Here is an 18,704-nt window from a genome sequence, read left to right as displayed (position 1 = left end):
TCTTCGGGGATGAACGGGGGCGGCTAAGGAGGGACGGTGGCGGAGACGGGCGGGACGGCGTTCGTGCTGGGCGGCGGGGGCGTGCTCGGCGCGCACGAGGTGGGGATGCTGCGGGCGCTGGAGGAGGCCGGGGTGCGGCCCGACCTGGTGGTGGGGACGTCGATCGGGGCGCTGAACGGGGCGTTCGTCGCGGCGGACCCGGAGACGGCGGTGGGGCGGCTGACCGGGGTGTGGTCGGACGACGCGGCGCGGGAGGTGTTCGGGGCGCGGGTGTGGGAGCGGTTGTGGACGCTGGCGCGGTCGGGGACGCATCTGCATTCGGCGGAGCCGCTGCGGCGGATGCTGGAGGGGCTGCTGCCGGTGCGGGAGTTCGAGCAGATGGCGGTCCCGTTCCAGTGCGTCGCGGCGGGGATCGAGACGGCGATGGGGCACTGGTTCTCGCAGGGGCCGGTGATCCCGGCGGTGCTGGCGTCGTGCGCGGCGCCGGGGCTGCTGCCGCCGGTCGAGGTGGACGGGCGGCATTACTTCGACGGCGGGCTGGTGCACAGCATCCCGGTGGGGCGGGCGGTGTCGCTGGGCGCGACGAGGATCTACGTGCTGCAGGTGGGACGGGTCGAGCGGGCGCTGGTCCCGCCGCGGAGGCCGTGGGAAGTCGGGATGGTGGCGTTCGAGATCGCGCGGCGGCACCGGTTCTTCGAGGAGATGGCGGCGCTGCCGGACGGGCTGGAGGTGCACGTCCTGCCGGCGGGCGGGAAGCGGCAGAAGGCGGGCGTCGACTATTCGCAGATGCGGTACCGGGACGCCTCGGGGATCGCGGGGCATATAGAGCGGGCCTACGCGGCGTCGATGAGGTATCTCGAAGAGCAGGTGTGAGATGGTGCCTCCCCCTGTTGTCCGGCGTCTGGTCTGTACGCCGGTGCTGTTCCTGCTGACCTTGCTGGTGGTGGCCGCCTTCCCCGTCGTGTGGTTCTTCGGCGTGCTGTTCGGGCGGAGGCGCAGGCGGGTCGTCCGGTTCCTGTGGTTCGCGCTGGCGTGGGGGACGCGGGAGTCGGCGGCGGTGCTGGAGTGCGCGTGGCTGTGGTGCACGGGGCGCGGGCGCGACGAGCGGCATTACGACGTGATCCGCCGTTACGTGGCGGGCCTGTACGCGGTGGCGGGGCGGCGGCTCGGCCTGCGGGTCGAGGACGAGGGGAGCGGGGACGGGTCGAACGCGGACCGGCCGGTGATCGTCCTCAGCCGGCACGCGGGGCCGGGCGACGCGCTGATCCTCGTCCATCACCTGCTGACCGGGTACCGGCGGCGGCCGCGGGTGGTGATGAAGGGGGAGCTGCAGCTGGATCCGTGCATCGACATCGCGGCGAACCGGTTGCCGAACGTGTTCGTGGGGCGCGGCGGCGCGACGGAGCGGATCGGGCGGCTGGCGGAGGGCCTCGGGCCGCGGGACGCGCTGCTGATCTTCCCGGAGGGCGGGAACTTCTCGCCGGAGCGGCGGCGCCGGGCGATCCGCCGGCTGGCGCGCCGGCACCGGCGGCGCGACGCGGTCCGGGCGGCGCGGTTGCGGAACCTGATGCCGCCGCGTCCCGGCGGCGTCCTCGCGGCGATCGACGCGGCGCCCGGGGCGGACGTGGTGTTCGTCGCGCACGTGGGTCTCGACCGGATGGCCTCGGTCCGGGACATCTGGCGGCGGGTGCCGCTGACGGAGCCGGTCCGCGCGCGGTGGTGGCGGATCGCCGCCGAGGACGTCCCGGAGGGGCGGGAGGCGCGGATCAACTGGCTGTACGCGCAGTGGGAGCGGGCGGACGCGTGGATCACGGCGAACCGGTGATCCGGATAAGCCGTTGACGCGGTCAATAGACTCCAGGGCATGGCGGACGAGGGGACGGTGCGGGTCGATCTGTGGATCTGGTCCGTCCGGCTGCTGAAGACGCGGTCGATGGCGACGACGGCCTGCCGCGCGGGGCACGTGCGGGTGAACGACGAGCGGGCGAAGCCGGCGACCGCGGTGAAGATCGGCGACGAGGTGCGGCTGCGGCACGACGGCCGGGAGCGGATCGTGGTCGTGCAGAAGATCGTCCGCAAGCGGGTGGGGGCGCCGGCGGCGGCCGAGTGCCTGATCGACAAGAGCCCGCCCCCGCCGCCGCGCGAGGCGCTGGTGCCGATCGGGCGCCGTGACCGGGGCGCGGGGCGCCCGACCAAGCGGGACCGCCGCGAGCTGGACCGGCTGCGGGCGCTGAACTCGACGCTGAGCCGGCCCCCGGCGGACTGACCCGGCCGCGCGGCGGCCGGTCCCCGGCGCGGCTCAGACGCTGACGGCCTGGACGGCGGACCGGCCGATGACGCCGCCATTCGCGGCGAGCGCCTCAGCGACGACGCGCGGCGCGACCGGCATCGTGGCGGCCGTCTCGAATTCGGTGCGCCGGACCGTCGCGGCGGCCGTGAGGCGGGCCGCGTTCGCGTCGGTGAGGAACCGCCAGGCCGCGACGTCCGTGGCGCCGTTCCAGCTGGCGTGCACCCGCATCCGGCCGCCGGACACCGACGCGACGGCGACGGCCGGTGCCGCCGCGGGCCGCGCGGACCAGGGCGAGCGGTACGCGCGGTAGGAGCCGGCCCCGGTCATCTCCATGACCGGGCTCCCGTCGGGCCCGAACTCGATCACGGTGGCCGTCGAGCCGTAGCCGACGAGCGCGTTGCCGCCCGGCAGCATCTGCACGTTGCCCATGTACTGCCCGTAGGTCGTGCCGTCGGTGTACTCCCGCAGCAGCGTCGCCTTCCGGGCCCGCTCGTCGATCTTCAGGACGAGCCCGCGGGACGCGCCGTCGCCGACGTTCGTGATGTGGTTGTCGAAGAGCGAGATCGTGGTGGCGTCGAGGCGGCGGGCGTCGTGCTGCCAGGCGAACGCGGCGCCTGGGCCGAGCGCGAAGTCGCTGCGCGCGCCGCCGAGCCGCCACCGCACCGCGCCGGTCCGCCGGTCGACCGAGTACAGCGCGCAGGTGTCGCGCGCGGAGATCAGCAGGGTGTCGCCGTGGGCCTGCACCGAGTTGACGTGGATCGGGTCGAACGTCCTGCCCTTCGTCCCGTCGGTGCCCTTGGTCATCGGCATCTTCGTCTCGGCGATCGCGATGTGGTCGAGCGCCTTCCAGTCGAGCAGTACCTTCCCGGTCGCGATGTCGACCTCCTGGACGCGGCAGCCGTACACGTGCCCGTCGCGGGGGCCGCCGATCGGCCGCAGGTCCGCGGTGACCTTGGGGTACGCGGTGAGCAGCGCGGTGCCGCGGTCGGTGAGCTGGAACTCGTGCAGGTCGCCGTCCATGCCGTCCCCGGCCCGGACCTCGGCGATCTTGCTGTAGCCGCGGTCGAGGACGATCCCGTTGCCGGCGCCGTGCCCTCCGGTGAGCCGCGCGCCCTCCCAGTACGTCAGCACCGGGTCGCCCTTGTAGGCCTGCACGCGCAGGTCCGTGACGAGGTCGTTCGAGCCGCGGAACCACACCGGTTCGCCGTCGTCGTCGACGATGAGGGCGTCGGCCTGGTCGGTGCCGCGGAACGGCGCGACGAACAGCAGCCCGGAGGCGACGGCTCCGGTGCGGCGCACGGTGACCTTCGGCGGCTGCGCTCCCGGCAGCGTGAGGTAGCCGGCCGGCGCCGTCCCGGCCTTCGTGCCGGCGGCGGAGGCGGAACCGGTGGCGGTGCGGTCGAGCGTGCCGGCGGCGCCGGCCAGCGCCGCACCGCCGGCCAGTACCGTCCCCACCAGGAAACCGCGACGTGTCAGACCCATGACGGACGGTCTACGTCCCCCGGTTCAGAGTCCGGTGAAAGAACCCTGAGAGGTTCCTGGCGGCCCGCAGCCCGCCCGGGTACGAGGTGTCGGGCGCTTGGGCGCCTTGATGTGGAACGGGCCTGGAAGCCTGTGGACAGGGTGGGCGGGGGTCTGTCACCATGCGGGCATGATCGATGAAAGGGGCGTCGCCGCCCGCATCCGATGAGCGGAGCCGTGCAGCGGGACGCTGCCGCCATCCGCGATGAATGGCTGGGCCGGGCGCTGCCCGCGCGGCCCGCCGACCGTCCGGCCGCCGAAGCGGCCATCTCCGGCCTCTACCGCCTGGCCGGACTCGATCCGCCCCGTTTCCACTGGGTTCCCTCGCCGCTCGCGGCCTTCGAGACCGTCCCGCCCGGCATGCGCCCGCGCCCGGACGGGCCGCACGTCTTCGACGGGCCCGCCGCGCGCGCACTCGCCGCCTCAGCGCTCGGGCTGCGCCTCGACCTCGATGAGGTGATCAGGGGGCATAGCTCCGGCCTGGCCGGCCTGTTCCGGCAGCAGGTGCAGGTTTCGCTGGCCCGCTCGGTGCGGGACACGCTGGGGATGGCCGCGCGTGCGGCGCACGACCCGAAGCGCGCGGCGGCCACCTGGTACGACAGGCTGTGCGTCTCCTGGTTCGCCTACTACGACGTCATGCGCCGGGTCGCGGGCGTTCCGTTCACGTCCGAGCAGGTCAGAGCCCTCGATCTGTGGGGGGCCGCGCTGACGTCGGCCGGCTGGTGGTGGCCGTACGAGGACGTGTGCGCGGTGTCCGAGCGGCCCGTCGCCGTCCGCACCGAGCCGTGCGGGGACGACGGCGAGGTGCGCCTGCACGCCCCGGACGGCCCGGCGATCCGCTACGCCGACGGCTGGGACGTGCACGTCTGGCACGGCACCCCGGTGCCGTCCTGGGTGGTCGGCGACCCGTCGCCGGAGCGCATCGACCGGGAGGCGAACGTCGAGGTCCGGCGGTGCGCGATCGAGCATCTCGGGTGGCCCGCCTACATCGAGGGCGCCGGCCTGCGGCTCGTCGGCGCCGCGCCCGACCCCGGCAACCCGGGCTCCGAGCTGCGGCTCTACGACATGCGGCCGGACACCCGCGTGCTGCTGGCCGTCAACGGGTCGGTCGAGCGCGACGGGCGGCGCCGCCGGTACGGGCTGACCGTGCCGGGCGCGATCGCCGACCCGGTGGCCGCGGCGGCCTGGACGTACGGGCTGTCCGCCGAGCAGTACTCCCTCCTCGCCCGCCGAACCTGAAGGTGATGACCATGGAACAGACCCTCGCGTCCCTTTCCCGGCAGACCGGTGTCACCGTGCTCGACCATCTCGAGCGGTCGATGCGCATCCCCGTCGTCGACGGCCTCCAGGCCCAGGGCGACCTGATCGTGATCCCGCTGGACGCCGTCGCGCCGGCGGTGCGGCCCGCGCCCGAAGAGCCGGCGGGGTTCGGCCTCCCCAGCCGGTGGCGGGACGTCCCGCCGGAGGGCGTCGCCCTGCTGCGCGCCGAGGCCGGCGGCAACACGCACACGCTCGTCGCGGAGCCGGGGACCTGCCGCTGGACGGCGACCGTGTTCGACGACACCCTCCTCGCGATCGGCGTGTTCACGGCCACGGAGGTCGTCTACCTGCTGCATCCCGAGCACGGCGCGTCGGGCTGCGCTCCGGGGACGTACGTCGTCCGGCGGCAGCGCGAGCACGACCGCCGCCGCGGCGGGATGCGCTTCGTCGCCGACTGACCGCCGAGCCGCGGCGTGCCGTCGTCATGGCGGCCCATGACGACGGCACGCCGCGAGTGGACGGACGGGTCAGCGGAAGGTGAGGCCGTCGAAGGCGCCGGACTCGCGCCAGCGCTCCAGGTAGGAGAAGTAGGCGGTGGCGCCCGCCGGGTAGCCGACGTTCAGCAGCGACCACGGCGACGGCGCCTGGCCCTCGTTGTTGTAATAGCCGGGCGTGCAGTCCGGCAGGAACCGCATCGACGGCGGCGCGGTGCGCAGCAGGTCGAGCCAGGCGTCCTCGGCCTCCCGCGTCACCTCGACCTCGGTGCATCCGCGGTCGAGGGCGTGCCGGATCACCGCCGCGATCGTCGCGCCCGCCTCGGTGAGGTTGTGCGGGATGTTGGAGATGAGGTTCGCGCCCTGCGCGGGCTGCACGACGAACGCGTTCGGGAAGCCGTGGACGTGGGTGCCGTGCAGGGTGCGCATCCCCTCCGACCAGTACTCCGACAGCTTCACGCCGCCGCGCCCGGTCATGTCGTAGCCGGCGCGGCGGGTGTGCTCGGTGCCGACCTCGAACCCGGACGCGTAGATGACGCAGTCGACCTCGTACTCGCGCCCGCCCGCGACGACGCCGGACGCGGTGATCCGCTCGACGCCCTTCCCGTCGGTGTCGACGAGGCGGGTGCCGGGGACGTTGAACGCCTGCAGGTACTCGTCGTGGAAGCAGGGCCGCTTGCACAGCTGCCGGTACCAGGCCTTGAGGTTCCGGGCGGTCTCCGGGTCCGTGACGATCGCGTCGACGCGGGCGCGGATCTCCTCCATCTTCTCGTGGTCGGAGTCCTCGTAGACCTCCGCCATCCGCTCGAGCGTCGCCTCGCCGGGGCCGAGCGCGGCGTACCGGGCGCGGATGCGGCGGCTGAGGTCGGTCCAGCCGTCCATGACCAGGTCGGTCTCGGCGGTGCCGCCGGTCTGGTTGGAGGTGAAGTTCTCCAGCCAGCGCCGCTGCCAGCCGGGCGTCGCGATCCCGGCGAACCATTCGGGGTCGATGGGGCGGTTGTCCCGGACGTCGACCGACGACGGCGTCCGCTGGAAGACGTACAGCTCCCGGCAGGCCCGCGCGAGGTGCGGGACGCACTGGACGGCCGTCGCGCCCGTCCCTATGATCGCGACGCGCTTGTCCGCCAGCCGGTCCATGGGGGCGCCGGACGGGTCGCCGCCGGTGTAGGCGTAGTCCCAGCGGCTCGTGTGGAACGAGTGCCCCTCGAACGCGTCGATGCCGTCGATGCCGGGCAGCTTCGGGACGTGCAGCGGGCCGGTGCCCATGGCGACGAACTGGGCGGTGAACGCGTCGCCGCGGTTCGTCCGGACGGTCCACCGGGACCGGGACGCGTCCCATTCCAGGTCCTCGACCTCGGTGTGGAAGAGCGCGTTGTCGTAGAGGCCGTACTGCTTGCCGATGCGGCGGCAGTGCTCCAGGATCTCCGGGCCGTGCGCGTACTTCTCGGTGGGCATGTGCCCGGTCTCTTCGAGCAGCGGCATGTAGACCATCGAGGCGGTGTCGCACTGGGCGCCGGGGTAGCGGTTCCAGTACCAGGTGCCGCCGAAGTCGCCGCCCTTCTCGACGATCCGGACGTCGGCGACGCCGGCCTCCTTCAGCCGGGCGCCGGTGACGAGCCCGGCGAACCCGCCGCCGACGAACGCCACGGTGACGTGGTCGGTGCGCGGTTCGCGGGGCGTGACGGGGAGGTGGGGGTCGGTGGAGTAGCGGGCGAACCGGCCGGTGAGCCGCTGGTACTGGGCGTTGCCGTCGGGGCGGAGCCGCTTGTCGCGTTCGGCGCGGTACTTCCGGCGGAGGGCTTCCTTGTCGATCATGCACGCTCCGGAGGCGGGGCCTGCGGGCGGGCGCGCGCGCTCGCCCTCGTCCAGAACAGAATGACATTCAGGACCGTCGGAAGGCGACACTCGTGAACGATCCGCCGCCTCCCCGGCCGTCCGGGCGAAAATCGATCACGCCGCGCGCGCGGATCGAGGATGCTGGCCATGGTGCGGAGCCGGAGGGAGGCGCCTGGATGGTCGAGGGAAGCGTGCCGGGCACGGTGGGACGGGTCACGACGGCCACGGCGGGGGCGCCGGCCCCGGCAGTGGAGGAGCTCCTGGACGCCCTGTGCGCCATCGACGCGGACGGCTGGTATCCGGCCATCGACGTCGAGCGCCCGTGGTCGTCCGCGAACCCGCACATCACCGGGGAGTTCGCGCGGCCGGGCGCGATCCGGAACTACCTGCGCCGGGAGCTGTCGGCGCTGATCCGGGCGGGCGCGAACGTGACCGTGCGGGCGTCGCGGCGGGCGCTGCCGTTCGACGACCCGGGCTTCTTCGCCGCGCTGGACGAGGACCACGTCGACCTGCGCGGCAAGAAGCTGTTCCTGTTCGGGCCGGAGCGCATGGCCCTGTCCCTCGACCGGCTCTGGCACTACTGCGGCACGCCCGCCGAGTCGTTCCAGCGGCACGTGCTGTTCACCAACTACGCGATGTACGTCGAGTCGTTCCGGGAGCGGTTCCCCGGGGCGGAGGGGCCGGAGCGCCCCGGCGTGCAGATGCCCGCCTGGCACCACCGCACCCCCGAGGGGGACGGCGTCAGCCTCGTCGACATCGGGGTCGGGCCGTCCAACGCCAAGACCGTCACCGACCACCTCGCGGTGCTGCGCCCGGACACGATGATCATGGTCGGTCACTGCGGCGGGCTCCGCAACCACCAGCGGCTCGGCGACTACGTGCTGGCCACCGCCTACCAGCGCGCCGACCACGTGCTGGACGAGGCGCTCCCCACCGACATCCCGGTCATCCCCAACCACCGGCTCAACACCATCCTGCTCGACAGCCTCGAAGCGGCCGGGGCCGGCTACCGGCTGGGCGTGGTGCACACCACCGGCAACCGCAACTGGGAGTTCAACCAGCGGCGGACGCTCGCGGCGATGAAGGGCGCCCGCTGCATCGCGGTCGACATGGAGTCCGCGACGATCGCCGCCAACGGGTTCCGCTACCGCATCCCGAACGCGACGCTGCTCTGCGTCTCGGACAAGCCGCTGCACGCCGCGCCGAAGCTGTCGGACGGCGCGAAGTCCTTCTACGAGACGAGCAAGCGGCGGCACCTCGACATCGCCCTGGCCGCGCTCGAACGGGTGCGCCGCGACTTCCCCGACGGCCTGCCCAACCAGGACCTGCGCGCCTCCGACGAGCCGCTGCTCGGGACGGAGACCGAGCACTGAGCGGCCCCGGCAGGAGCGGGCGCTAGTCGAGCGTGATGACGACCTTCACATCGTCCTTGTCCGGCGTGAACGCGTCCTGGAACCGCTCCAGCGGGACGCGCCGCGACACGAGTCGGCCGAGCCAGTCCGGGTCGGCCTGGGCGAGGGCGCCCGCGGCCTCCGCGTAGTGGTCCAGGTTGGCGTTCACCGACCCGACGATCGCGTCGTTCTGCAACACGATCTCCCGGTTGAGGCCGCCCGCGTCGACCGTCAGCTTCCGCCCGGCCGGCGACACGCCGGTCAGGCAGACGACGCCGTATGCGCCGGTGGCCGCCATCGCGCCGAACACGAGCTGCCCGACGCCGGTGGCCTCGATGACGATGTCCGGCTTGGCGTACGCGACCGCGGCGTCCATCCCCTCGCTGTGGTACGTCGCGCCGAGGCTCTTCACCAGCTCCGGCTTCGGCCCGTCCGGCACCTGGTCGAGGACGTGCATGTCGAGCCCGCGCTGGACGCCGAGCAGCGCGGCCAGCAGCCCGATCGGGCCCGCGCCGGTGACCAGCGCGGACCTCGGCTCGTACCAGGCGCGCTCGCCGACCTTCTCGACCTGCTCCCACGCCTTCGCGACCACCGTCGCCGGCTCCATCAGCATGCCGACGTCCGCGAGCCGCGGGTCCAGCTTCACCGCGTAGTCGGCCTCGACCGCCCACGCCTGGCTCGCATAGCCGTCGATCTCCTTGATGCCGCGCTCGGTGTACCGGCCGTTGCGGCACATGTCGAACTGCCCGTGCGCGCAGGCCCCGCAGGGCTCCGGGTCGGGCCGCCGCACCACGCCGACCACCAGGTCTCCCTCGCCGAACCCGCTGCCGGACGGCGCCCGCCGCACCCGGCCGAGCGACTCATGTCCGATGACCAGCCGGTCACGGCCGGGCGGCGCCCAGCCGTACTCGCCCGACGCGATCTCCCGGTCGGTGCCGCAGACTCCGACGGCCAGCCCGTCCACCAGCAGCTCGCCGTCGCCCGGCTCCGGATCGGGGACGTCCCGGACCGACAGGGAGTCCTTCTGCCCGGGGACGACGGTCAAGGCGCGCATGCGGTTCTCCTTCGGCTCTTTTCGGTTCCGTAGTCCTCGATGCGCAGCGCCAACGCTCCCCTCCGTGCCCGGTCTCCCGTCCCTAGGGCCCTACCCCCGGGTCCGGATCCATGCGGACGGCACGGGATCCCCGCGGGGGCGCGGGCGATTCATCCCATTCCGGGCCGCATGGAGGCCGTGTTCACGGGCACCCCGGCAGAGAGGACCGGACGCAGGCGTACGGAGAGGGGACAGACCATGAAGTACGGGCAGTTCATCGCGACGGTCCGCGACAACGGGGACTACAGCGGCCGCGAGGAGGCCGAACGCGTCACCGAGGCGGTGCTGAGCGTGCTGCGCGACCGGCTCACCGAGGAGAGCGCCGACCACCTGGCGGCGCAGCTCCCCGAGCCGCTGGACGAGCTGATGCGCGACCGCGACGCCGCGCGGGCCGAGTCGTACGGGTCGGCGGAGTTCTGCCGCCGGGTCGCCGGGATGACCGGCGCCACCGAGCGCACCGCGGAGTGGGATGCCGACGCCGTGCTCAGCACCCTCGCGGGCACCGTCTCCGGCGGCGAGCTGAACCACCTGCTGAGCCAGCTCCCGTCCGGGTACGCGCCGTTCTTCGGCAAGAACGAGCTCACGGACTGATCCCGGGACGGCCCGCGCCGGCCGGCCTCACGGGCCGAGGACGGCGACCGCCTCACGGGCCGAGGACGGCGACCGCCTCCAGGTACGTGGAGGGGACCTCGACGGTGCCGCCGGGGGCGGCTCCGGCGGCCTCGATGTACCGGGTGAGGTCGGCGGTCAGCGCGTCCCGCCCGGCGGCGTCGAGGACGCCGAACGCGAGGGTCAGCGGGCCGAAGTACGCCCGGAAGTAGCCGATCATGTCGGCGGGGGAGCGGAACCGGAACCGCCACCGCCGCTCGCCGCACTCCAGCGCGGACGCGTGCGGGCCGAGCAGCCGCTCCAGGTGCTTGGCGGTGCCCCACCGGGTGGGCGCCGCGTCCCCGGACGCCCCGGCGGTGTACCGGTCGACGAGGCGGAGCAGCTCGCCGAGGAAGCCGTCGGGCGCCCAGCTCGCCAGCGCGATCCGCCCGCCGGGCCGGACGACGCGCACCAGCTCGGCGGCCGCCCGCTCCTGGTCGGGGACGTACTGGACGCCGAACGTCGACACCGCCACGTCGAACGCGCCGTCCGGGTGGGGCAGCGCCAGCGCGTCGCCGGTTTCGAACCGCGCCTCCAGCCCCTCGGCGGCGGCGCGGGCCCGCGCGTGGTCCAGCAGCTCGGGGACGTAGTCGACGCCCGTGACGTCGGCGAACCGGCGGGCCGCGGCGAGGGCGGTGTTCCCGGTGCCGGTGGCGACGTCGATGACGCGCTCGCCGGGCCGGATCCCGGCGGTCTCGCAGAGCAGCTCGCTCACCAGGAGCCAGCGGTTGCCGACGCGGGCGTAGTCGCCCCCGGCCCAGGTGCCGCGGGCCCCGGTGTCGACCCCGCCGATGTCGTCGCGCACGGTCCCGATCTCCCCTCGGTGGCGACCTTGATCCTCCGACATTCCGGGCATGGCGGACAAGGGCCGCCGAAACGCGATCACGTCTCCGCAGGTCGGAAGTGCCTTCGCGGCGGAAAAGGGAAGGAGCGGACAGGGAGGGGGGAGTTCTGGTGGACCGGAACGTGAGGTTGTTCGCGGGGGCCCTGGCGGGGACGGCGCTGCTGCTGGCGGGCTGCGGCGGGGGAGGCGACGGCGGGAAGGCGCGGACGGCCGCCGCGGCGGCGCCCTCGCCGACCGGCGGCGCGGCGCAGCTCCAGCAGCAGTACGAGCAGGTCGTCTCGTCCGTGCTGCCCTCCGTCGTGAAGATCGAGACCGACCAGGGCGAGGGCTCCGGCGTCGTCTACGACGACAAGGGCGACATCGTCACGAACGCGCACGTCGTCGCGGGCGCCAAGCAGATCCGGGTGACGGCCTCCAGCGGCGGCAGCCCGCTGAAGGCGAACCTGGTCGGCTCCTTCGTCGCCGACGACCTCGCGGTGGTGAGGGCGTCCGGCGGCACCCTGCGCCCGGCCGCGTTCGGGGACTCCGCCCAGGCCAGGGTCGGGCAGATCGTGCTGGCCATGGGCAACCCGCTCGGCCTCGCCGGGAGCGTGACGAACGGGATCGTCTCCGCGCTGAACCGGACGGTGTCCACCAAGCAGGAGGGCGCGTTCCCCGGCGCGACGATCGGCGACGCGATCCAGACCAGCGCGCCCATCAACCCCGGCAACAGCGGGGGCGCGCTCGTCACGCTGGACGGGCAGGTCATCGGCATCCCGACCGCCGCCGCGTCCGACCCGCAGATCGGCGGGGCCGCCGCGGGCATCGGGTTCGCGACGCCGAGCGACACCGTCAAGAAGATCGCCCCGCAGCTGATCCAGAACGGGAAGGTGGCGCAGTCCGGGCGGGCCGCGATCGGCGCGACCGTCCGCACGATCGTCGACCCGAGCAGCGGCGAGAAGACCGCGGTCGCCGTGGTGGACGTGACGAAGGGCGCCGGCGCCGACAAGGCCGGGATCAAGGCCGGCGACCTGATCCTCTCGGTGAACGGCACCCCGACGCCCGACCAGACGGCGCTGGCCGCGGTCCTGGCCGGCCTGAAGCCCGGCCAGACCGTGAAGGTCCGGATCCAGGAGCCGAGCGGGTCGAAGAAGGACGTCCAGGTCAAGCTGGGCGAGCTGCCCGGCGGCTGACGCCGGGCCGCCGGTCATCAGAGCCCGTCCGGGCGCCCGGTGCGGTCGCGGCGCTCCGCGCCCCTGCGCGCGGCCTCCAGGAGCACCCGCCCGACGGCGCCGAGGAACACCAGGTCACCGAGCATCTGCACGGTCGTCAGGATCCGCGCCGCCGTCGACACGGGGACGATGTCGCCGAAACCGACGGACGAGAACACCGTCACGGTGAAGTACAGGGAGTCCACCTTCGACAGCCGCTCGGAGAAGTGGCCCGTCCCGCCGCTGTCCATCAGCAGGTACGACGAGGCGAACAGCAGCAGGAACACGACGAGCGACGTCACCAGCGCCTCCATGGCGCGCAGCCAGGGCGACGGCGAACGGACGATCGACCGCGCCTGCCAGCCGGTGAGCACCCCGAGACCCGCCAGCGACCCGACCAGCGCCAGCGCGGAGGCGGCGCCGAACCGTACGTCCAGCGGCGCCACCGCGTACAGGGCCACCATGCAGGCCGAGATCACCAGCATGCGCGCGACCGTCCGGACGAGCGGCCGGCGCCAGGGAGCGTCCACACCCTGTGGATGCCCATCTTCACGCTCCGTGATGCTGGACGATCACCACCGCCGGATGCGAGGCTGCCGGACGTGCTGATCCTGGGCGTACTGGCACTGGCCTCCCTCGCGGCCTGGCTGTACCTGGCCGTCGCCCACGGCGGCTTCTGGCGCACCCGGACCGGCGTCCCCGACACCGCCGGCCCCCGCGCCGACCCGCCCGCGTGGCCGCACGTCACCGCCGTGATCCCGGCCCGCGACGAGGCCGCCGTCCTGCCCGGCACGCTCCCGACCGTCCTCGCGCAGCGCTACCCCGGCCGCTTCGACGTCGTCGTCGTGGACGACGCCAGCGGCGACGGCACCGCCGAGACCGCCGCCCGGCTCGGCGCGTCCCGGGTCGTCCGGGCCCGCGAGCGGCCCGCCGGCTGGGCGGGCAAGGTGTGGGCGATGTCCGAGGGCGTCCGGGCCGCCGGCGAGCCCGACTTCTACCTGTTCACCGACGCCGACATCGCCTACGCGCCCGGCACGCTCGCCCGCCTCGTCCGCGCCGCGCACGACCGCGACCTCGTGTCCCGGATGGCCGCCCTCAGCACCGCCACCGCCTGGGAGCGCTGGATCGTCCCGGCCTTCGTGTACTTCTTCGCGCAGCTCTACCCGTTCCGCCGCGTCGCCCGGGGCCGCCGCACCGCCGCCGCGGCCGGCGGCTGCATGCTCGTCCGCCGCGAGACGCTGGAGGCGGCGGGCGGGCTCGCCGCGATCCACGGCGCGCTCATCGACGACGTCGCGCTCGGCCGCCTGCTCAAGCGCGCCGGCGCCCGCTGCCGCCTCGACCTCGACCGGGACGTGGTCAGCCGCCGCCCCTACCCGCACCTGCGCGACCTGTGGGCCATGATCACCCGCAGCGCCTACCACCAGCTCCGCTACTCGCCCGCGCTGCTGCTCGGCACCGTCCTCGGGCTGCTGCTGGTGTACGCCGTCCCGCCCGTCGCCGCCCTCGCCGGGCTGGCGGCCCTCAGCCCCCTGCCCGCCGCCGCGGGCCTCCTCGCGTGGGCGCTGATGACCGCCACCTACGTCCCGATGCTGCGCTTCTACGGCCTTTCGCCGCTGAGAGCGCCGGCGCTGCCGCTGATCGCGCTCATGTACGCCGCGATGACCGTCGACTCCGCCCGCCTCCATTGGAAAGGCCGCGGCGGGGCGTGGAAAGGGCGCGTCAGGTGACGGCGGGTTTCCGCGCGACGCCGCAGAAGGCCGTCACCTCCGCCGGGCTGCCCCACGGAGTGGCCTCCGGACGCCATTGCGACACCGACACCACACCGGGTTCCAGCAGTTCCAGGCCGTCGAAATAGGCCGCGATCTGCTCGGGGGTGCGGAGCTTGTAAGGGTCGCCCGCTTCCGCGCGGGTCTGCTCCGCCTGAGCGGCCGCCTCCGGATCCACCTTGTCGGTGCCGTCCTCCAGAACGAGGAAACTGCCCGGCGCCAGCGCTCCGACGAGCCGGTCGCGGATCGCCCGCGCCTCCGCGTCGTCCCATACGTTCCCGAGAATGCCCAGCATCATCAGCGCGACCGGACGGCCGAGATCGAGCGTCCGCGACGCCCGTTCGAGAATGGCGTCCGGGTCCCGGACGTCCGCGCTGATGTAGTCGCACGCGCCCTCCGGAGTGCTGCTGAGCAGGGCGCGGGCATGCGTCAGGACGAGCGGGTCGTTGTCCACGTAGACGATCCGGCAGCCCGCGTTCACCCGCTGCGCGACCTCGTGGGTGTTGTCCACCGTCGGCAGGCCGGTGCCGATGTCGAGGAACTGCGCGATACCCGCCTCGCCCGCCAGATACCGCACCGCGCGCCCGAGGAACGCCCGCGAGTGGCGCGCCACGTCCACGATTCCCGGATACACCGCGCGGACCTGCTCGCCGACCTCCCGGTCGACCGGATAATTGTCCTTGCCGCCCAGCCAGTAGTTCCAGACGCGCGCCGAATGCGGAACGCTCGTGTCGATGACCGGCCCGTCCGCTGCCATGAACGACGCCCTTCCCTCGGGGATTCCGCCCAAAATTACCGCACCCCCCGAACCTGGGCGGCCCGCGATGATACGGCGTCCCCACGCCTTTCCTGGAAAAGAACGGCACACCTGCAGCGCTCCCGCACCCGCACCGGCCGCTTCCGGCCGGGCGGGTTGTCAGCGGGTCTGCTGGATGCGGATGAGGTTGCCGGCCGGGTCGCGGACCGCGCAGTCCCGCACGCCGTACGGCTGCTCGGCCGGCTCCTGGACGATGTCGGCGTTCCCCGCCTGGAGCCGCTTGAAGGCGCCGTCGAGGTCGGGCGTGGCCAGCTGGATGATGGCGTAGGTGCCCTTGGCCATCATCTCCGCGATGGTGCGGCGCTCGTCCTCGGTGACGCCGGGGTCGGCGGCCGGCGGGTGCAGGACGATGGCCGTGCCCGTCCCGCCGGGCGGCCCGACCGTGATCCAGCGCATCCGCCCGCTGCCGACGTCCAGCCGGACCTCGAAGCCGAGGACGTCCCGGTAGAAGGCCAGGGACGCCTCCGGGTCCTCGTGCGGGAGGAACGTCGAATGGATGGCGATGTCCATGCGGCCAGGCTAACCCGGCGGCCCGCCCGGGCCCGGCGACCTGCTCCGCACCGGCCGCGTCACCTGCTTCGCCACGCACGACGGCAGCTCGCCCGGCGCGTCCGCCGCCCGCCGCCGGTACACGCTGGGCGGCATCCCGACGAGCTCGGTGAACCGGGTGCTGAACGTGCCGAGCGACGAGCAGCCGACCTCGAAGCACACCTCGGTGACGCTGAGGTCGCCGCGCCGCAGCAGCGCCATCGCCCGCTCGATGCGCCGCGTCATCAGGTAGGAGTAGGGCGACTCGCCGTAGGCGGCGCGGAACTCGCGGCTGAGGTGCCCCGCCGACATGTTCACGCCCCGGGCGAGCGCCTCGACGTCGAGCGGCCGCGCGAACTCCCGGTCGATCCGGTCGCGGACGCGCCGCAGCCGCGCCAGGTCGAGAAGGCGCTGCTCCGAGGCGGGTTTGCGGGCCACACCCGGATCGTACGTCCCGCCGGTGACATCCCCGGGACGCCGCCGGGCCCCGCGGCGTCCCGCCCCGCGCCGGAAGCGGGAGAGGACGTCCGCGAGGCCCATGGCCGGTCAGGCGCCGACGTAGGCGGCGAGGTGCTCCCCGGTGAGGGTGGAGCGGGCGGCGACGAGGTCGGAGGGCGTTCCCTCGAACACGATCCGCCCGCCGTCGTGCCCGGCGCCGGGACCGAGGTCGATGATCCAGTCGGCGTGCGCCATGACGGCCTGGTGGTGCTCGATGACGATCACGGACTTGCCGGCGTCGACGAGCCGGTCCAGCAGCCCGAGCAGCTGCTCGACGTCCGCGAGGTGCAGGCCCGCGGTCGGCTCGTCGAGGACGTACACGCCGCCGTCCTCGCCCATGTGGGTGGCGAGCTTGAGCCGCTGCCGCTCCCCGCCGGACAGCGTGGTGAGCGGCTGCCCGATGCCGAGGTACCCGAGCCCGACGTCGGCGAGCCGCCGGAGGATCCTGTGCGCGGCGGGCAGCCGCGCCTCGCCGGCGCCGAAGAACTCCTCGGCCTCCGCGACCGGCATCGCGAGGACCTCGGCGATGTCGCGGCCGCCGAGGCGGTAGTCCAGCACCGCCTCCTGGAACCGCTTGCCCTCGCACTCCTCGCAGGTCACGGCGACCCCGGCCATCATCGCGAGGTCGGTGTAGACGACGCCGGCGCCGTTGCAGGCGGGGCAGGCGCCCTCGGAGTTCGCGCTGAACAGCGCGGGCTTCACCCCGTTCGCCTTCGCGAACGCCTTGCGGATGGGGTCGAGCAGCCCGGTGTAGGTCGCCGGGTTGCTGCGCCGCGAGCCGCGGATCGCGCCCTGGTCGATCGCCACGACGCCCGCGCCCGCCGGGATCGACCCGTGCACGAGCGAGCTCTTGCCGGACCCGGCGACGCCCGTGACGACGGTGAGCACCCCGAGCGGGATGTCGACGTCCACGTCCTGCAGGTTGTGCGTCGACGCGCCGCGGATCTCCAGCTTCCCCGTGGGCTCGCGCACCGTCTTCTTCAGCGCGGCCCGGTCGTCGAGATGGCGGCCGGTGACGGTGCCGGACGCGCGCAGCCCCTCGACGGTGCCCTCGAAGCAGACGGTGCCGCCGTTCGTGCCGGCGCCGGGACCGAGGTCGACGACGTGGTCGGCGATCGCGATCGCCTCCGGCTTGTGCTCCACGACGAGCACGGTGTTGCCCTTGTCCCGCAGCCGCAGCAGCAGGCCGTTCATCCGCTGGATGTCGTGCGGGTGCAGACCGATCGTCGGCTCGTCGAAGACGTAGGTGACGTCGGTGAGCGACGACCCGAGGTGCCGGATCATCTTGACGCGCTGCGCCTCGCCGCCCGACAGCGTGCCCGACGGCCGCTCCAGGGACAGGTAGCCGAGCCCGATCTCCACGAACGAGTCGAGGGTGTGCGCCAGCTTCCCGAGCAGCGGCGCGACGGACGGCTCGTCCAGCCCGCGGACCCACGCGGCCAGGTCGCTGATCTGCATCGCGCACGCGTCGGCGATGCCGATCCCGTCGATCTTGGACGACCGGGCCGCCTCGGTGAGCCGCGTGCCGCCGCAGTCCGGGCAGACGGTGAACGTCGTCGCCCGCGTCACGAACGCCCGGACGTGCGGCTGCAGCGAGTCGACGTCCTTGGACAGCATCGACTTCTGGATCCGCGGGATCAGGCCCTCGTAGGTCAGGTTGATCCCGTCGACCTTGATCTTGGTCGGCTCCCGGTGGAGCAGGTCGTCCAGTTCCTTCTTGGTGTACTCGCGGATCGGCTTGTCCGGGTCGAAGTAGCCGCAGCCGCGGAAGATCCGCCCGTACCAGCCGTCCATGCTGTACCCGGGGATCTTGAGCGCGCCCTCGTTCAGCGACTTGTCCTCGTCGTACAGCTCGGCGAGGTCGATGTCGGAGACCGTGCCGCGGCCCTCGCAGCGCGGGCACATCCCGCCGGTGATCGTGAAGGAGCGCTGCTCCTTCACCGTCTTGCCGCCGCGCTCGTACTTGACGGCGCCGCCGCCGCTGATCGACGCGACGTTGAAGGAGAACGCCTGCGGCGACCCGATGTGCGGCCGCCCGAGCCGGCTGAACAGGATCCGCAGCATCGCGTGCGCGTCGGTGGCGGTGCCGACCGTCGAGCGGGGGTCGGCGCCCATCCGCTGCTGGTCGACGATGATCGCCGTGGTCAGCCCCTCCAGGACGTCGACGTCGGGCCGCGCCTGCGCCGGCATGAAGCCCTGCACGAAGGTGCTGTACGTCTCGTTGATCATCCGCTGCGACTCGGCGGCGATCGTGTTGAACACCAGCGAGGTCTTGCCGGACCCGGAGACGCCGGTGAACACCGTCAGCCGGCGCTTCGGGATCTCGATGCCGACGTCCTTGAGGTTGTTCTCGCGGGCGCCGACCACGCGGATCAGGTCGTGGCTGTCGGCGACGTGCGGCGCGTTGCGCGGCGCGGCGTCCGGCTCGTCCGCGCTGGTGGTCGTGCTCATGGTCTCTCCATCGGGTCGGCGGGCCCGGAAGGGGCGGGCCGCGTCGGTGTCGCCTGCTCGGTCCGACAGTATGTCCG

At 73.5% G+C, this 18,704-nt stretch carries 18 protein-coding genes; 9 read left to right on the top strand and 9 right to left on the bottom strand.

The window, feature by feature from the left end; translation table 11 throughout:
- Nucleotides 1-36 precede the first annotated feature (36 nt).
- From amrb99_RS36570 to amrb99_RS36560, 3 genes are read left to right on the top strand one after another with little or no spacing between them, the layout of a single operon-like run.
- Nucleotides 37-873, top strand: a complete 837-nt coding sequence (locus amrb99_RS36570) for a patatin-like phospholipase family protein (protein ID WP_347257007.1) — start codon at nucleotides 37-39, stop codon at nucleotides 871-873.
- 1 nt (nucleotide 874) lies between these two features.
- Nucleotides 875-1,825, top strand: a complete 951-nt coding sequence (locus amrb99_RS36565; RefSeq protein WP_190865008.1) for a 1-acyl-sn-glycerol-3-phosphate acyltransferase — start codon at nucleotides 875-877, stop codon at nucleotides 1,823-1,825.
- A 39-nt stretch (nucleotides 1,826-1,864) separates the two neighbouring features.
- Nucleotides 1,865-2,266 carry an RNA-binding S4 domain-containing protein gene (locus tag amrb99_RS36560; RefSeq protein WP_190865006.1) on the top strand — a complete coding sequence of 134 codons (402 nt, stop codon included), beginning with the start codon at nucleotides 1,865-1,867 and terminating at the stop codon, nucleotides 2,264-2,266.
- Nucleotides 2,267-2,299: 33 nt separating this feature from the next.
- Here the strand turns inward: amrb99_RS36560 and amrb99_RS36555 are convergent, their stop codons facing one another.
- Entirely contained in the window at nucleotides 2,300-3,772 is a 1,473-nt protein-coding gene (locus amrb99_RS36555) for an arylsulfotransferase family protein (RefSeq protein ID WP_190865004.1), read from the bottom strand.
- Between the two features lie 216 nt (nucleotides 3,773-3,988).
- Between amrb99_RS36555 and amrb99_RS36550 the strand changes: the two genes are divergently transcribed.
- Together amrb99_RS36550 and amrb99_RS36545 are read left to right on the top strand one after the other, a co-directional pair.
- Nucleotides 3,989-5,050, top strand: coding sequence for a DUF6745 domain-containing protein (locus amrb99_RS36550; protein WP_206700251.1), 1,062 nt, complete (start codon nucleotides 3,989-3,991; stop codon nucleotides 5,048-5,050).
- An 11-nt stretch (nucleotides 5,051-5,061) separates the two neighbouring features.
- Complete coding sequence (locus tag amrb99_RS36545; RefSeq protein WP_206700250.1) at nucleotides 5,062-5,529, top strand: hypothetical protein; 468 nt, start codon at nucleotides 5,062-5,064, stop codon at nucleotides 5,527-5,529.
- Nucleotides 5,530-5,598: 69 nt separating this feature from the next.
- Here amrb99_RS36545 and amrb99_RS36540 read toward each other — a convergent pair whose 3' ends face one another.
- Complete coding sequence (locus tag amrb99_RS36540; protein WP_190864998.1) at nucleotides 5,599-7,380, bottom strand: NAD(P)/FAD-dependent oxidoreductase; 1,782 nt, start codon at nucleotides 7,378-7,380, stop codon at nucleotides 5,599-5,601.
- Between the two features lie 197 nt (nucleotides 7,381-7,577).
- Here amrb99_RS36540 and amrb99_RS36535 point away from each other — a divergent pair, with 197 nt between their 5' ends.
- Nucleotides 7,578-8,774 carry an AMP nucleosidase gene (locus amrb99_RS36535; RefSeq protein WP_190864996.1) on the top strand — a complete coding sequence of 399 codons (1,197 nt, stop codon included), beginning with the start codon at nucleotides 7,578-7,580 and terminating at the stop codon, nucleotides 8,772-8,774.
- A 22-nt stretch (nucleotides 8,775-8,796) separates the two neighbouring features.
- Here the strand turns inward: amrb99_RS36535 and amrb99_RS36530 are convergent, their stop codons facing one another.
- Nucleotides 8,797-9,846 (bottom strand): glucose 1-dehydrogenase, encoded by a 1,050-nt coding sequence (locus amrb99_RS36530; protein ID WP_190864994.1) that lies wholly within the window; start codon nucleotides 9,844-9,846, stop codon nucleotides 8,797-8,799.
- Nucleotides 9,847-10,083: 237 nt separating this feature from the next.
- Between amrb99_RS36530 and amrb99_RS36525 the strand changes: the two genes are divergently transcribed.
- A complete protein-coding gene (locus amrb99_RS36525; protein WP_190864992.1) occupies nucleotides 10,084-10,476 on the top strand; it encodes a DUF2267 domain-containing protein in 393 nt (130 codons plus the stop codon).
- 52 nt (nucleotides 10,477-10,528) lie between these two features.
- Here amrb99_RS36525 and amrb99_RS36520 read toward each other — a convergent pair whose 3' ends face one another.
- The gene (locus amrb99_RS36520; RefSeq protein ID WP_347257006.1) at nucleotides 10,529-11,338 is read right to left on the bottom strand and encodes a methyltransferase domain-containing protein; all 810 of its coding nucleotides are present in this window, start codon (nucleotides 11,336-11,338) and stop codon (nucleotides 10,529-10,531) included.
- A 149-nt stretch (nucleotides 11,339-11,487) separates the two neighbouring features.
- On the opposite strand from amrb99_RS36520, the gene amrb99_RS36515 reads away from it, so the two are divergent.
- Entirely contained in the window at nucleotides 11,488-12,549 is a 1,062-nt protein-coding gene (locus amrb99_RS36515) for a trypsin-like peptidase domain-containing protein (protein ID WP_190864988.1), read from the top strand.
- 17 nt (nucleotides 12,550-12,566) lie between these two features.
- On the opposite strand, the gene amrb99_RS36510 is transcribed toward amrb99_RS36515, so the two are convergent.
- Nucleotides 12,567-13,052 (bottom strand): potassium channel family protein, encoded by a 486-nt coding sequence (locus amrb99_RS36510; protein WP_190864986.1) that lies wholly within the window; start codon nucleotides 13,050-13,052, stop codon nucleotides 12,567-12,569.
- A gap of 117 nt (nucleotides 13,053-13,169) precedes the next feature.
- On the opposite strand from amrb99_RS36510, the gene amrb99_RS36505 reads away from it, so the two are divergent.
- A complete protein-coding gene (locus amrb99_RS36505) occupies nucleotides 13,170-14,294 on the top strand; it encodes a glycosyltransferase (protein ID WP_347257005.1) in 1,125 nt (374 codons plus the stop codon).
- Here amrb99_RS36505 and amrb99_RS36500 read toward each other — a convergent pair.
- From amrb99_RS36500 to amrb99_RS36485, 4 genes are all read right to left on the bottom strand, one after another.
- On the bottom strand, nucleotides 14,287-15,090 hold the full coding sequence (locus amrb99_RS36500; protein ID WP_190864982.1) for an SAM-dependent methyltransferase: 804 nt from the start codon (nucleotides 15,088-15,090) through the stop codon (nucleotides 14,287-14,289). The genes amrb99_RS36505 and amrb99_RS36500 overlap by 8 nt on opposite strands.
- A 159-nt stretch (nucleotides 15,091-15,249) precedes the next feature.
- Nucleotides 15,250-15,660 carry a VOC family protein gene (locus amrb99_RS36495; RefSeq protein ID WP_190864980.1) on the bottom strand — a complete coding sequence of 137 codons (411 nt, stop codon included), beginning with the start codon at nucleotides 15,658-15,660 and terminating at the stop codon, nucleotides 15,250-15,252.
- A gap of 9 nt (nucleotides 15,661-15,669) precedes the next feature.
- Nucleotides 15,670-16,116, bottom strand: a complete 447-nt coding sequence (locus amrb99_RS36490) for a helix-turn-helix transcriptional regulator (RefSeq protein ID WP_347257004.1) — start codon at nucleotides 16,114-16,116, stop codon at nucleotides 15,670-15,672.
- Between the two features lie 108 nt (nucleotides 16,117-16,224).
- Nucleotides 16,225-18,627, bottom strand: a complete 2,403-nt coding sequence (locus tag amrb99_RS36485; RefSeq protein ID WP_190864976.1) for an excinuclease ABC subunit UvrA — start codon at nucleotides 18,625-18,627, stop codon at nucleotides 16,225-16,227.
- Nucleotides 18,628-18,704 lie beyond the last annotated feature (77 nt).

The organism is Actinomadura sp. RB99 (genome assembly GCF_014706005.1).
Taxonomy (GTDB): Bacteria; Actinomycetota; Actinomycetes; order Streptosporangiales; family Streptosporangiaceae; genus Spirillospora.
The sequence above is the reverse complement of the archived record's forward strand: the minus strand, read 5'-3'. Positions and strand labels throughout refer to the sequence as shown.

Coding starts and splice junctions, on each gene's coding strand:
- amrb99_RS36565 (WP_190865008.1), top strand. CDS start 875: ATGGTGCCTCCCCCTGTTGTCCGGCGTCTGGTCTGTACGCCGGTGCTG.
- amrb99_RS36535 (WP_190864996.1), top strand. CDS start 7,578: ATGGTCGAGGGAAGCGTGCCGGGCACGGTGGGACGGGTCACGACGGCC.
- amrb99_RS36485 (WP_190864976.1), bottom strand. CDS start 18,627: ATGAGCACGACCACCAGCGCGGACGAGCCGGACGCCGCGCCGCGCAAC.
- amrb99_RS36525 (WP_190864992.1), top strand. CDS start 10,084: ATGAAGTACGGGCAGTTCATCGCGACGGTCCGCGACAACGGGGACTAC.
- amrb99_RS36540 (WP_190864998.1), bottom strand. CDS start 7,380: ATGATCGACAAGGAAGCCCTCCGCCGGAAGTACCGCGCCGAACGCGAC.
- amrb99_RS36530 (WP_190864994.1), bottom strand. CDS start 9,846: ATGCGCGCCTTGACCGTCGTCCCCGGGCAGAAGGACTCCCTGTCGGTC.
- amrb99_RS36500 (WP_190864982.1), bottom strand. CDS start 15,090: ATGGCAGCGGACGGGCCGGTCATCGACACGAGCGTTCCGCATTCGGCG.
- amrb99_RS36560 (WP_190865006.1), top strand. CDS start 1,865: ATGGCGGACGAGGGGACGGTGCGGGTCGATCTGTGGATCTGGTCCGTC.
- amrb99_RS36545 (WP_206700250.1), top strand. CDS start 5,062: ATGGAACAGACCCTCGCGTCCCTTTCCCGGCAGACCGGTGTCACCGTG.
- amrb99_RS36555 (WP_190865004.1), bottom strand. CDS start 3,772: ATGGGTCTGACACGTCGCGGTTTCCTGGTGGGGACGGTACTGGCCGGC.
- amrb99_RS36510 (WP_190864986.1), bottom strand. CDS start 13,052: ATGCTGGTGATCTCGGCCTGCATGGTGGCCCTGTACGCGGTGGCGCCG.
- amrb99_RS36495 (WP_190864980.1), bottom strand. CDS start 15,660: ATGGACATCGCCATCCATTCGACGTTCCTCCCGCACGAGGACCCGGAG.